Source organism: Fodinicola feengrottensis (genome assembly GCF_010993775.1).
Classification (GTDB): domain Bacteria; phylum Actinomycetota; class Actinomycetes; order Mycobacteriales; family HKI-0501; genus Fodinicola; species Fodinicola feengrottensis.
In genome coordinates this window covers 135,590-147,880 of record NZ_WOTO01000011.1, presented here as the reverse complement: position 1 = coordinate 147,880, position 12,291 = coordinate 135,590, and the positions used below count along the sequence as shown (strand labels likewise).

11 protein-coding genes and 1 pseudogene are annotated in these 12,291 nt (G+C 67.7%); 6 read left to right on the top strand and 6 right to left on the bottom strand.

Annotated elements, in window-relative coordinates:
• Positions 1 to 37 precede the first annotated feature (37 nt).
• Positions 38 to 676 (top strand): response regulator transcription factor, encoded by a 639-nt coding sequence (locus GNX96_RS51330; protein WP_279580211.1) that lies wholly within the window; start codon positions 38 to 40, stop codon positions 674 to 676.
• Positions 677 to 680: 4 nt separating this feature from the next.
• Here GNX96_RS51330 and GNX96_RS12980 read toward each other — a convergent pair whose 3' ends face one another.
• The 3 genes and pseudogenes from GNX96_RS12980 to GNX96_RS12970 all read right to left on the bottom strand — a co-directional run bounded on the left by GNX96_RS12980 (position 681) and on the right by GNX96_RS12970 (position 3,762).
• Positions 681 to 1,463 carry a class I SAM-dependent DNA methyltransferase gene (locus GNX96_RS12980; RefSeq protein ID WP_163568276.1) on the bottom strand — a complete coding sequence of 261 codons (783 nt, stop codon included), beginning with the start codon at positions 1,461 to 1,463 and terminating at the stop codon, positions 681 to 683.
• Positions 1,464 to 1,811: 348 nt separating this feature from the next.
• On the bottom strand, positions 1,812 to 2,540 hold the full coding sequence (locus GNX96_RS12975) for a LytR/AlgR family response regulator transcription factor (protein WP_163568275.1): 729 nt from the start codon (positions 2,538 to 2,540) through the stop codon (positions 1,812 to 1,814).
• A pseudogene (locus tag GNX96_RS12970) lies at positions 2,537 to 3,762 on the bottom strand (sensor histidine kinase). The gene GNX96_RS12975 and the pseudogene GNX96_RS12970 overlap by 4 nt, the downstream one beginning before the upstream one ends.
• Before the next feature lie 413 nt (positions 3,763 to 4,175).
• Here GNX96_RS12970 and GNX96_RS67160 point away from each other — a divergent pair.
• The 5 genes from GNX96_RS67160 (at position 4,176) to GNX96_RS12945 (ending at position 9,507) form a co-directional block, all read left to right on the top strand.
• On the top strand, positions 4,176 to 5,156 hold the full coding sequence (locus GNX96_RS67160; RefSeq protein WP_163568274.1) for a TrmB family transcriptional regulator: 981 nt from the start codon (positions 4,176 to 4,178) through the stop codon (positions 5,154 to 5,156).
• A gap of 104 nt (positions 5,157 to 5,260) precedes the next feature.
• Positions 5,261 to 5,878 carry a hypothetical protein gene (locus tag GNX96_RS51325; RefSeq protein WP_279580192.1) on the top strand — a complete coding sequence of 206 codons (618 nt, stop codon included), beginning with the start codon at positions 5,261 to 5,263 and terminating at the stop codon, positions 5,876 to 5,878.
• A gap of 23 nt (positions 5,879 to 5,901) precedes the next feature.
• On the top strand, positions 5,902 to 7,464 hold the full coding sequence (locus GNX96_RS12960; protein ID WP_279580191.1) for a phenylacetate--CoA ligase family protein: 1,563 nt from the start codon (positions 5,902 to 5,904) through the stop codon (positions 7,462 to 7,464).
• A gap of 66 nt (positions 7,465 to 7,530) precedes the next feature.
• A complete protein-coding gene (locus GNX96_RS12950; protein WP_279580190.1) occupies positions 7,531 to 8,526 on the top strand; it encodes a hypothetical protein in 996 nt (331 codons plus the stop codon).
• Positions 8,527 to 8,538: 12 nt separating this feature from the next.
• Positions 8,539 to 9,507, top strand: coding sequence for a nitroreductase (locus GNX96_RS12945; RefSeq protein WP_163568273.1), 969 nt, complete (start codon positions 8,539 to 8,541; stop codon positions 9,505 to 9,507).
• Between the two features lie 84 nt (positions 9,508 to 9,591).
• Here GNX96_RS12945 and GNX96_RS12940 read toward each other — a convergent pair whose 3' ends face one another.
• The 3 genes from GNX96_RS12940 to GNX96_RS12930 are packed head-to-tail and all read right to left on the bottom strand — an operon-like array spanning position 9,592 to position 12,283.
• Positions 9,592 to 10,317 carry a sugar phosphate nucleotidyltransferase gene (locus GNX96_RS12940; protein WP_163568272.1) on the bottom strand — a complete coding sequence of 242 codons (726 nt, stop codon included), beginning with the start codon at positions 10,315 to 10,317 and terminating at the stop codon, positions 9,592 to 9,594.
• On the bottom strand, positions 10,314 to 11,285 hold the full coding sequence (locus GNX96_RS12935) for a GDP-mannose 4,6-dehydratase (RefSeq protein ID WP_279580189.1): 972 nt from the start codon (positions 11,283 to 11,285) through the stop codon (positions 10,314 to 10,316). The genes GNX96_RS12940 and GNX96_RS12935 overlap by 4 nt, the downstream gene beginning before the upstream one ends.
• Before the next feature lie 44 nt (positions 11,286 to 11,329).
• Positions 11,330 to 12,283, bottom strand: a complete 954-nt coding sequence (locus GNX96_RS12930) for an NAD-dependent epimerase/dehydratase family protein (RefSeq protein WP_163568270.1) — start codon at positions 12,281 to 12,283, stop codon at positions 11,330 to 11,332.
• Between the last annotated feature and the right edge of the window lie 8 nt (positions 12,284 to 12,291).

Genomic DNA, 12,291 nt, shown 5'->3' with positions numbered 1-12,291 from the left:
GAGGTCCGACAGTGCTCCGGCTGGACATTCCGATCCGATGAGAATTGCCATCGCCGAGGATTCCCTTCTGTTGCGGGAAGGACTGGTCGCGCTGCTACAGCAGTACGACCACACCGTTGTCGCCGCCGTCGGCACCGCACAGGAACTAGTCGCCGCCGTCCAGGAGCACCATCCCGAGTTCGTGATCACGGACGTACGCATGCCGCCCGGACACGGGGACGAAGGATTGCGGGCAGCGCTGGAAATCCGCGACCAGCAGCCGGGAATGCCGGTGTTGGTGCTGAGTCAGTACGTTGGCCAGACGTACGCCGCCGAACTGATCGAAAAAAAACATCCAGCCGCGATCGGCTATCTGCTGAAGGACCGGATCGCCGACGTCGCCGACTTTGTCGAGGCGATCGGTCAGATCGCCGCCGGCGCGGTCGTCATCGACCCGGAAGTGGTACGCCGGTTGCTCGCCCACCGGCGCGGCACGACCACACTGACCGCTCGCGAGTTCCAGGTCCTGCACCGGGTGGCCGCCGGCCGTACGAACGCGGCCATCGCCCGTGACCTGCGCGTCAGCGAGGTCGCGGTGGCCAAACACATCGGCGCGATCTTTGACAAACTCGGCCTCGCCCAGACCGGCGACGACAACCGCCGGGTGCTGGCCGTCCTGCACTATCTACAGAGCTGATCGATCAGACCAGTACGTATTCGGCCACATAAAGCGGCGTCGACGGCGTGAACGAACCCGGTTTCCAGCCAGGGGTAAGGGAAACCCGCCGCATCCCGGCGGCCTCGGCCATCAGGTCTAGCTCGGCCGGCCACAGGAACCGGTGATGGATCGGCTGGACGCGTACGCGCCCGTCCGGTGAAAACATCACGATCTCCGACTCGATGACCTGATCCACCAGATGGAGCCGGGCGGTCTCCATTGTTGGACTGTCACCGAACTTTCCCACATGCCGCGACCGACGCCCGGCTCCGTCGAAGGAGTCGAGCCGCGGCAGCGCCACTTCCAGGACAAAACGACCGCGTTCGGCCAGCACCTGAGAAGCCGCCTGTACGCAGCGTTTCTGTGCAGCGCCGTCGGGCAATGCCGAGATGGTGGTGAAAACCGTGTAGACCAGGTCGTATTTTGTAGGCGCACCAGGCGTAAGGAAGGTCTCGACATCAGTCATGTCACCCACCGCCACCGTCAGCCGGTCGGTCACCTCAACCGCTGCCGGCTTCGCCCGCAGGACCTCGAGCATCGTCGGCTCCAGGTCGATGCCGTGCACCCGGATGCCACGTTTGGCCAACGGGATGGCGACCCGCCCGGTGCCCACTCCCAGCTCCAGCGCCACCGGCTCGGCCGCAACACTTTTCGCCGCGTACGCGACCAAAGCGTCGACCGTCGCGTCGACGCCCGGCCCGTCCGGGAAAATCATGTCATAGTCGGCGGCCCAGCCCGCCCCGTACGTCTGCTCGTTAACCGTCATCAGTCGATCCTGACATCAGTACTGGGTACGGAAACCCAACAGGCGCTGAGCCTTCGGTCGGCGGTTGGCCATGTCTCTCGACCCACCCCCGCCCGTTCAAAGGGAGGGGGAAAGAAAAACAGACACCTACGACAATTTCGCGCCGCAACGGCTTGTCGCGGCTAAACCAGCCACACGGGTTTCCATCCACACCCCGCCCGCGCGGACCGGAGGTCGCCCAGGTTCGTGGCGGTGGGGTGCCCGGTTTTTGGGCGCCCCGGCGACGCGAACCGGATGCGCCGCCGCAGGAACTGCGGCCATCAACCCAGCGCCGCCGCAGGAACTGCGGCCATCAACACTGCGGCCAATTCAATAGCCGACCAGGCGGTCCCGTACGGCTCGGCTGTGCCGGCGGCTGACCGGCAGCGGCAGTTCGTCGACGATCACCACATAGCCGGAGTCGGTCGTACGCAGCTCGCTGATCGCCGACAGGGCGACCACGTACGACCGGTGGATGCGGACGAAACCGGCCTCGGACCAGCGGTCGGCGAGGGCGCTCAGCGGGGTACGGATCAGGTGCGAGCCGCCGGCGGTGTGCAGCCGGGCGTAGTCGCCCTGCGCCTCGACCCAGCGCACCGCGGACCGGTGGATCATCCGGGTGACGCCGCCCAGCTCGACCGCGATGACCTCTTCGCGGCCGTCGGTGCCCGGGCTCGCCTCGGCATCGCCGCGGGCGGCCACCACTCGGCGCAGCGACTCCGCGAGGCGGTCGGCCCGCAGTGGTTTGAGCAGGTAGTCCACGGCCCCCAGCTGGTACGCGTCAGCCGCGCGTTCTTCGTGCGCGGTCACGAAAACCACCGACGGCGGCTTGACGAACCGGCGCAGCACCCGGGCCAGCTCCAGGCCGTCCAGGCCGGGCATCCGGATGTCCAGGAACACCGCGTCGATGCCCTCGTCGCGCAGCATCCGAAGCGCCTGCAGGGCATCGCTCGCGACGGTCACCGAGGCCACCCGGGGATCCGCGCCCAGCAGGAAGGCCAGCTCGTCCAGCTGCGGCGCCTCGTCGTCCACCGCAAGCGCCCGCAGCCCGCTGTTCATCGCCGTCCCTCGCCGGCACTGGCCGGATGGGATCGCGGCACCCGCATGCTGACCTTGGTCCCCACACCGAGGGCGGTGTCGATCCGCAACCCGTACCGATCCCCGAACATCGACCGCAGCCGGATGTCCACGTTCGCCATCCCGACATGTTCCCCGATGTCGCCAGAAGTGTCTGGCAGGTCGAGCTCGGACGCTTTCATGCCGACGCCGTCGTCCTCCACCGACAGCAGGCAGTCCGGCCCGGCGTCGGACGCGATGATGGTGATCGTGCCGATCCCGCGCTTGGCCGACAGGCAGGCCGTGCCGGATCGCGTTCTCCACCAGCGGCTGCAGGCACAGGAACGGCACCGCCACCCCGAGCACCTGCGGCGCGACCTGCATCCGGACCTGCAGCCGGCGGCCGAACCTGGCCCGCTCGATCAGCAGGTAGCGATCGATCGATCGACCGAGCTCTCTCGGCGAGCGTGGTGAAGTCGCCGTGCGAGCGGAAGCTGTAGCGGGTGAACTCGGCGAACTCCTCGATCAGCTCGCGGGCCCGATCCGGGTCGGTGCGTACGAACGAGGCGATCGCGGACAGCGCGTTGTAAATGAAGTGCGGGCTGATCTGCGCCCGCAGCGCCCGTACCTCGGCGCGGGCCAACGCTTTGGCCTGCCGGTCGGCGTCGGCGAACCCGAGCTGCGCGGACACCCAGCGGCCGGCCTCCTCGGCGGCCAGCACCAGCGCGTCGGTCGACTCGCCGCCGGTGAGGACGGCGAGGGCGCCGACCGTACGGCCGGACCGGTCCAGCGGCACCGCTACCCCGGTGCCCAACGGGCAGTCGGTGTCCGCGCAGCGCAGCTCGCCGGGCGGCAGCACCGCGGGCCGCGCGCGAGCGATCGACTCGGCCATCAAGGAGGTGATCCGGGTGGCGTGCTCGGGCTCGCCGGGTCCGTACCAGGCGAGCAGCCCATCCCGGTCGGCCAGCGCCACCGCCTGGCCGCTGAGCAGCGCCGCGAGATGCGGCAGTGCGCGCTGAGCACCGTACTGCGTCAGTCCGCCGCGCAACGCACACGCGAGCAGCGTGGCGGTGTGCAGGACCTGGTAGCCCACCTCCGACCCGGTCTGCTCGTTCGCGCTGGTACGACTGCGCCGGCGCCGGATGACCGCGATGATCACGACCGCGAGCACGAGCACGGCGAGCACGATCGCCGCGCGCCGCGGCGACCAGCAGTGACAGCCCACCGGATGCGGTCGCGGGCAGCGCGAGCACCACACTCATCGCGACCGGCCGGCCGGATGCCGGCGGTGATCCCGCTCACGGCTGACATGACATGCTGCCACCGGTGCGGTTCGCCCGATTAGTCGCCCGTCCAAACGCGGCGAAAAAACCGAGGCGGCGGCGGCTTGGGGGTGGGGACCGATGCCACCGCCGCACTCGAACCGGACGATGGGCGAACGAAACGTTGGCCGCGCGAGTCCCGTTTCTTGGCTGGTCTGCGGTCTCGCGCGCGTTCGCCTAACACCACCGGCACCTCAGGCTGGCATTCGGGCCCGAGCCGGCGAAAGAGCCGGCATGATGTATTTCCCGGCAATGTCGTGAATACGACAACAGGCATTCCCCCTGCATTGCGTGCGTACCGGGACAGGAGCGACGGGTGCTGGAAGCGATCGGCCTGACCGAAGCGGAACAGGCGACCTACCTGGCTCTGCTGGAACAGTCGCCAGCCACCGTGGCGCAGATCCGCGAGTGCGTGCCGGGTCCCGCGGTGCCGACCGCGTTGGTGGCGCTGGAGGCCAAGGGTCTGGTTTCCCGGCTGTCCGGCCGGCCGGTGCGCTACCAGCCGGCCCCGCCGGATGTGGCGCTGGAGGTCCTGGTCCGGTCCGCCGAGCGGGAGCTGCAGCAGGTACGCCTGACGGCCAAGAACCTTATGGAGCGCTATCACTCCCGCCGGGTGGCCACCCGGCCCGAGGAGATCGTCGAGGTGGTGACCAGCTCCGAGGCGGTCTTTCAACGCTGCGAGCAGGTGCAGCGGGCCGCCGTCGAGCAGGTCCGGATCTTCGACCGCCCGCCATATATAGCCGGCGGGCTGACCAACGACGTGGAAAAGGAGGCACTGGCCCGCGGGATCCGCTACCGGACCGTGTACGACACCGCCGGCCTGGACCTGCCCGGCCGACTCGCGGTGGCACAGGAATTCGCCGCCCAGGGCGAAGAGGTGCGCGTCGCCGGTGGCGTACCGGTCAAAATGTTCATCGCCGACGACTCCCTCGGGCTGATCTCGCTGGAACGTCCCGCCACCAGTGACAGTGCGCTGGTCATTCACTCGTCGTCGCTGCTGGGACACGCTGATAGCGCTGTTCGAAGCGATCTGGGGGACCGCCGTGCCGGTCCGCTTCGACGAACCCTCCGCCGGCCAGCCCGCGCAGGCGACCGGGCAGCCGCGTACGGTCAGCGACCGGCAGTTGCTGAGCCTGCTGGCCGCCGGCCTCACCGACGAAGCCATCGGCCGTCACCTCGGCTGGCATCCGCGTACGGTCCAACGCCACCTTCGGGACATCATGGCCGACCTCGGCGCCCAGACCCGTTTCCAAGCCGGCCTGCAAGCCGGTCGCCGCGGTTGGCTGTGAACGGGTAGAAGTACTCAGCGCACCTGGTGTCTTTGGCGCTGCTGGCAAAGCCGCTGGTCGCGAACGATGGAACTCGACAGCAAGCCAGCCTCGAGACCATCGGACGCCGCGGATGTTTTCCCTCGTTCCCACCCTCGCCAGCTATCTCTCCGACGCGATCACCACCGCTTACGCGAGCCTGCGGTCAGCCGACCTGCCAGCGCACGCGGCCTACACGGTGTCGAACAGCCTCACCTCGTACCGCGACCGGGTGAACCGGGAGCTGGACGTGCCGGACGTGACGCCGCGGCCGAGCAAGCCGGTGCTGGCCGGGCGTACGCCGTCCGAACGCCTGATGTTGCTGGTCCTGCGGATCTTCTGCGTCGGCCTGACCTGGGCATACCACTTGTCGTCACTGCATCCGGCGATCTGGCGGCGGCTGGTACGCCGTTACCGGCCCGGGCTGAGCCGGCTGGCCCGCGTGCACGCCCGGGCGACCTGCCGGCTGGCCGCCCTCAGTGTGCCGGCCTACCGCGACTTTCTCCGCGGTCGCAAGGATTTCCCGGAGACCAGCAAGAAGACCTACGTGCAGGCGTACGACGAGATCAGCCGCTGCCGGAACGGCCGGCTGGACCTGGTCGGCACGATGGTGGACGAGTCGTCCGGGTCCTCGGGACGGCCGTTCAACTGGGTACGCGGCCACCGCGAGCTGGCCGCGGTCTACCGCAACCGGCCTGCTATACCGGCCTGATTTTCCAGGTCCGCAAGCCATTCGTGATCAACGCGTTCTCGATGGGCGCGTGGGCGACCGGCACGAACACCGGCATCGCGATGCTGAAAGTCGCGATGGTGAAGAACACCGGTCCCGATCTGGACAAGATCGTCGACACCCTGGCGCATTTCGGCCCGGACTTCGACTACCTGATCACCGCGTACCCGCCGTTCCTCAAGCACCTGCGCGACCGGCTGGACTCCGAAGGTTTTGACTGGCCGGCGTACAAAATCCACGGCGTCGTCGGCGGTGAGGCGCTCACCGAGGCACTGCGCGACTACCTGACCGAACGGTTCGCCTCCGTACGCTCCTGCTTCGGCGCCAGCGACCTGACCATCGGGATGGGCGTCGAGACAGGTTTTACTGTGTGGCTGCGCAAAGAACTGCTCGCCGACCCCGAGCTGCGGGCCGAGCTGATCGGCGCGGACGAACAACGGCTGCCGATGATCTTCCAGTACAACCCGCTCGACACCTACCTCGAGGTCAACAACAGCAGCGAACTTCTTTGCACGGTCACGTCAACGCACGCGCTGCAGCCAAAACTGCGTTACAACATCGGCGACGAGGCGGCCCTGCGGTCGTACGAGGACGTGGTCCGGATCCTCAAGCGCGAGCCCGCGCGCTGGCAGGCGGCCATGGAGGCCACCGGCGGCGAGCGGATGAGCCTGCCGTTGTTGCTGCTCTACGGACGCGCCGACAGCACGATTTCGTACATGGGCGCCAACATCTACCCACAAGATGTGGAATACGGCCTGTACGAAGAAAACCCGCTGGCCGAAATGATCAGCCGCTTCAGCCTCTCGCTGGTGGAGACCGCCGACCACGAGTCCCGTCCGATCGTGAACATCGAGCTGCGCCAACCGATCGGCGACCCGGAACGCGAAGAGCTGGCGGCCACCTGCCGTGCGGGCGTTCTGCGGCACCTGGCCAAGGTGTCCCGCGACTTCGCCCAGCACTCGCCGAAGATCCCACCGCGGCCGACGTACGGGTGCGGATCTTCGATCCGGCGGCCGGCCCTTTCGCGGCCATCGCTCAGAAACTCAAGAACACCTACCTCGTCAGGGAAACGGGTGACCGGTCATGAGGACTACCGACTTCTCGCAGGCACCGGACAAAGCCCGGGCCACCGCGATGTTCATCGGCGCCACCCGTTATCGCGGCCCGGGCTCGATCGTCTCGCTGAGCCGTACGTGGTTCCAGCTGGTACGCGACATGAAACGGATGCGCGGCTACGTCTGGCACCACGTCTACTGGGAGTTTCCGTTCACCCTCGGCACCATCGCGTTCTTCGAGGACCGGGAGGCGCTGTTGCGGTTCGCCCGCAGCAAACATCACCGGGCCCTGATGCCGTGGATCAGCGACGGGAAGAAGAACGCCCCTCGGAGGGTGGATTCGGCTCTACAGCGCGGCGGAATCCGGCTACGCACAGGGAATCTGGCGCGCTGAGGACGGCGCCATGCAGCACATCGACACCTTTACCCCGCTGGGCAACGAAACCGCCGGTCCGCCGGTCATCCGGAAGGCGCGCGTCCGATGAGACTCACCCCGGTCCGTACCCGCCGTGACCTGGCCGATTTCCTGGCTTTCCCCCCGACCGGCTCCACGGTCACGATCCACGCTATATCCCAACAATGCATCAGCAGATCCGCGGTTGGCACGGTGGCGAGGTGCCGGGCGTACGACTGCACCTGCTCCGGGACGCGGCTGGCGAGGTGGTCGCTCGTACGACCCTGCACACCGACCCGGACTTCGACCGCAAACTCGGCCGGCCAGTCCAGCTCTTCGGGCTCACCGAATTCGTCGACGACGACACGGTCACGAAGACGCTCTTTGAGGAAATCTGCATGGCTGGCCTGCAAGCCGGCCGGGCGTCGGTGTTCGGGCCGGTTTCGTTGCTGCCAAATCAATCCGGCGGAGTCATCACCTCCGGCTTCGACCAGCGCGGCTTCGTCGTCGACAGCGGGTGGAATCCCGCCTATTACCCAGACGCGTACGCGAGCAACGGCTTTAAGGCGAGATTTCCGTCCGAGACCTGGATCTGCGACCACCTGCAGGACGATCCGCGATCGGTCCACGAGGTTTTCCCTTTCGAAGGTGACTTGTTCGGGGATCTGGAGCTGCATCGTGGCAGCCGGCGACATCTGGCAGAGCAGCTGCCGATCCTGCGCGGGATGCTGAACGCCAGCTTCGCCCAGCTCGGCTACTACACCGAGATCTCCGCCGAACAGCTGGCTCGACAGACGGATGGCCTCGCGTACCTGATCGACGAATCTTTGCTGCTCTACCTGACCAAAGCCGGTCGCCCGGCGGCTTTCGTGTTGTGCATCCCGGACATCTCCGATTTCGTCCGGAAAACCAGCGGAAACCTGAACGCGGTCAACCAGTTGCGGCTGTTGGTCAGCCGCAGTCGCTATCGGCGGGAGGCGATCCTGGTCATCAAGGGCACTGTTCCCGGCGAAACAGGGCCACGGCTATCAGCGGCTGCTTTCCCGCGAGCTGCTCAAAAATCTGCGAGCCGGCGGCTACGACACACTGCGCAGCACGTACGTCGAACGCACCAACCCCGCGTCGGCGGCCCAGTATCGCGCGATGGGCGGCCGGCCATTGCACGGCTATGCCTTCTATGAGAAGGAAATCTGATGGACCAGCGGGCCTTCGCCGCGCTTGAGCCGATCATCTGGCGGGCGCCGAGCGCACACAACACCCAACCGTGGACGCTCAACTATCAGGACAGTGCCATTGACATCGGCTGGGACCGGGCCTGCGAACTGCCGGCCGGCGACCCGACCGGCCGCGACCTGCAGCTCTCCCTCGGCGCTTTCGTGGAGACAGCTCTCGTGGTCGCCGGATCGGCCGGCCTGCCGATCGACTTCACACCGGACCACGGCGATCACCGAATCGGCCGGCTGATGGACGCAGCCGGCCCGTACGCCTCTCCCTTCACGGCCGACGACGTGCGCAAACGTGCGTCGAACCGCGGCGCGTACGAACCCGGCCAGCTCGACGAGTCCCTGCTGGCCGAGCTCAACGCCCTCGCCAGTACGGCCGGCGGCGCGGTGCGTGCGGTTGGTACGCGCGATGTGGCCGCTCTGCTCTACGAAGCCGACCGGCACCTGTTCTCGTCGGTGCCGGTGACGAAAGAGCTGGCCGAGTGGGTGCGGCTTGCCCGTACGCACCCGTCCTACCACCGCGACGGGCTGTCCGACCGCGCGCTGGCGCTCAGCCGTGCCGAGGCGGCCGGCCTGCACGCCGCTCTCGCCGTGCACCGCCCGCTGCACCGCCTGGGCCTCGCGACCGCGCTCGCCGCCGCGTCGAAGTCGCTGCTCGCGTACGACGGCACCGCGATCGTCCTGGTGGGGCCGCCGGAGAGCGATGTGGACACCCAGGTGACCTTCGGCCGGGTGCTGATGCGGATCTGGCTGACCCTGTCGTCGCACGGATTCGCGAACCACCCGCTCAGCCAGATCATCGACGCCCCCACTACCCGCCGCCGCCTCGCCGACCGCCTCGGCTTCGCCGCACCGCAACTCCTGCACCTCGCCCGCGTCGGCCGGCCTCTCACCGCCGCCCCACACTCCCCCCGCCGCGTCGCCTCGCCATGGCCATAGACACAGCCATAAACAGAGCCGTAAAAACGTCGATGGCCCATCCGCTGCGTCGAGCGCAGCGAACGGGCCACCGAAGAGCGAAACCTAGCGGGAGGGTGGGGCGTAGCCGGGGAGGAAGAGTTCCGGGTCATTGCGGAAGAGGTAGTTGGCCTCGTCGTAGTCGTCCGGGCGGCCGATGTCGAGCCACAGGCCGTCGTGCCGGCGGCTGCCGACCTCGAAGCCGGCGGCCAGCAGGTCCAGGATCAGCGTCGGCATGTCGTAGAAGCCGTCCGGGATCCGCTCCAGCACGCTTGGCGACATCGCATAGACGCCCATCGAGACGTCGTAGCGCAGCGTCGGCTTCTCCTCGTACCCGTACACCCGGCCGCCCTCGGCGACCTTCAGCACGCCCAGCTCGATCTTCTCACTGCGGACGTACGTGGAGACGGTGACCGGATTGGCCTCGGACTTGTGCTGCTTCATCAAGTCGCTGAAGTCCATGTTGCAGAGCAGGTCGCCGTTCATCACGAAGAAGTCGTCGAACACCTTGCCGGTCAGCGACCGCAGCGGTCCGGCGGTGCCGAGCGGGTTGTCCTCGCGGATGTACTCGATCTTCATGCCCAGGTGCGAACCGTCGGTGAAGTAGCCCTCGAGCAGGTACGCCAGGTGCCCGGTCAGCATCGTTACGTCCGTGACTCCGTGCATCCGCAACTGGCGGAGCACGATCTCCAGGATCGGTATGTCACCGACCGGCATCAGTGGCTTGGGGAAGCTGGTGGTGAACGGTCTTAGCCGCGTCCCCTTGCCACCGGCCAGAATGACCGCCCTCATGTCGTATACCGGTCCACGTCATAGCGGTGCAGGTTGCTGCTCTTGACGTAGTCCACGACTCTGGACAACCCCTCGCGCAGCGACACTTGCGGCTCCCAGTCGGCCCGCTTCTTGGCCGCCGAAGCGTCCGCGATCAGCTCGAACACCTCACTCTTGGCCGGCCGCAGCCGCTGGGTGTCCTCGACGATCGGTACGTCCGGACGGCCAGCCACCTCGGCGATCAACGCGGCGAGGTCACCGATGGTGATGCCCTTGCCGTTGCCGACGTTGGTGGCGGTGCCGATGCACTCATCGGCATTCGCGACCGCCATGAAGCCGCGCGCGGTGTCCGTCACGAACGTCAGGTCGCGTACCGGCCGAAGATCGCCCAGCTTGACCTGGTCGCGGCCGGCCAGCAGCTGGCTCGCGATGGTCGGGATGACCGCTCGCGCGCTCTGCCGTGGTCCGTACGTGTTGAACGGGCGAATCGTGGCCACCGGTGTCCCGAAGGACCGGTAGAACGACTCGGCCATGCAGTCCGCACCGATCTTGGACGCCGAATACGGCGACTGCGGCTGCAGCGGGTGCTTCTCGTCGATCGGGGTGTACAGCGCGGTGCCGTACGTCTCCGAGGTCGACGTGTGCACCATCCGCGGGATCTCCAGCTCGCGAACCGCCTGCAGCACGTTGAGCGTGCCGTTGACGTTCACGTCCACGTAGTACTTCGGCGCGGTGTACGAGTACGGGATGGCGATCAGGGCCGCGAGGTGGAAGACAACATCACGGTCCGTACACACATGTTTCACGTAGAACGGGTCGGTGATGTCTCCGTGCACGATCTCGATCGACTCGCGTACGTCTGCCGGCGAGAGCGCCAGCATGCCGATCTCGGAGCGGCCGTTGTACTTCACCATCGCCCGCACTTGCGCGCCTGCGCGTACCAGTTCCTCGACCAGGTGTGAGCCGATAAACCCTCCGGCACCGGTCACCAGAACCTTCCGGCCTGCCCAACTTTGCACCGGTTGTCCTTCCGTCACGGGCGTCCAGCCTTCTCCACGGCGTCCAGCAGGTCGGCCGCACTGTCGGCCAGCGGCCGCTGAGCGCTCCACCCGATCTCCGCACGCACGCGCGCGGGAGAACCGACCTGATACGGAATGCTGCCAGGTCGGTTCGCGGCGCCCGATGGCGGGTCCGTGACCCTCACCACCGAGGGGTCCAACCCCCCTGCGGCCAGCAAAGCCGCCAGGACCGCGCCAACGGTCGCCTCGCGGCCCGAACACAGGTTGTAAAGCCGGCCTGACTCACCGCGTTCGGCCAGCTCAACGTAGCCAGCGGCGATATCGCGTACGTCGGTGAAATCGCGGACCGCGTCGAGGTCTCCGACGGTGACCGTGTCGGAAAGCTCGGCACGCACGTCCGCGATGCGGCGGGCGAATGCGCTCGCGACCGTGGTCGGCGGCTCGCCGGGACCGATGTGGTTGAAGGCGCGTACCGGAATCACGTCGAGCGCCCCGGTGGCCGCGAACGCCATCGCGGTGGCCTCGGCGGCGACCTTGGCGTGTCCGTACGCGTTGACCGGGCGCAGCGGAGCGTCCTCGGTCACCGGGTTCAGCTCTCGGGGCAGCGCGCCGTACTGGGCCGAGGAGCCGGCCACCAGCAGCCGCGCCTTGCTGCCGGCCGCAACCATCGCGCGGCACAGGTTGAAGGTCGCTGAGACCGCGTCGGCCACCAGCGCGGTGGGGTCGCCGCCGGCCGCCTTGAAGGCCGGCGAGGCGGCCAGGTGGAAGATCACGTCCGGCTTGAGGTCGCCGACCTGCTGGGCGAGCGCGTCGATGCCGGTCGGGTCAGCGAGGTCGTGCCGGACGTAGTGGTCGTCCGTACGCTCCGCCCGCCCAAGGCTGATCACCTCCCAGCCGCGCTCGGCCAGCTCCGCCCGTACGTGCGTGCCGACGAACCCGTGGGCTCCGGTGACCAGCGCTGAATTCATGCCGTCTT

What these genes read in the sequence shown, in the direction of transcription:
- GNX96_RS51330 (WP_279580211.1), top strand. Translation starts at nt 38, where the DNA reads ATGAGAATTGCCATCGCCGAGGATTCCCTTCTGTTGCGGGAAGGACTG.
- GNX96_RS12980 (WP_163568276.1), bottom strand. Translation starts at nt 1,463, where the DNA reads ATGACGGTTAACGAGCAGACGTACGGGGCGGGCTGGGCCGCCGACTAT.
- GNX96_RS12975 (WP_163568275.1), bottom strand. Translation starts at nt 2,540, where the DNA reads ATGAACAGCGGGCTGCGGGCGCTTGCGGTGGACGACGAGGCGCCGCAG.
- GNX96_RS51325 (WP_279580192.1), top strand. Translation starts at nt 5,261, where the DNA reads ATGTTTTCCCTCGTTCCCACCCTCGCCAGCTATCTCTCCGACGCGATC.
- GNX96_RS12950 (WP_279580190.1), top strand. Translation starts at nt 7,531, where the DNA reads ATGCATCAGCAGATCCGCGGTTGGCACGGTGGCGAGGTGCCGGGCGTA.
- GNX96_RS12945 (WP_163568273.1), top strand. Translation starts at nt 8,539, where the DNA reads ATGGACCAGCGGGCCTTCGCCGCGCTTGAGCCGATCATCTGGCGGGCG.
- GNX96_RS12940 (WP_163568272.1), bottom strand. Translation starts at nt 10,317, where the DNA reads ATGAGGGCGGTCATTCTGGCCGGTGGCAAGGGGACGCGGCTAAGACCG.
- GNX96_RS12930 (WP_163568270.1), bottom strand. Translation starts at nt 12,283, where the DNA reads ATGAATTCAGCGCTGGTCACCGGAGCCCACGGGTTCGTCGGCACGCAC.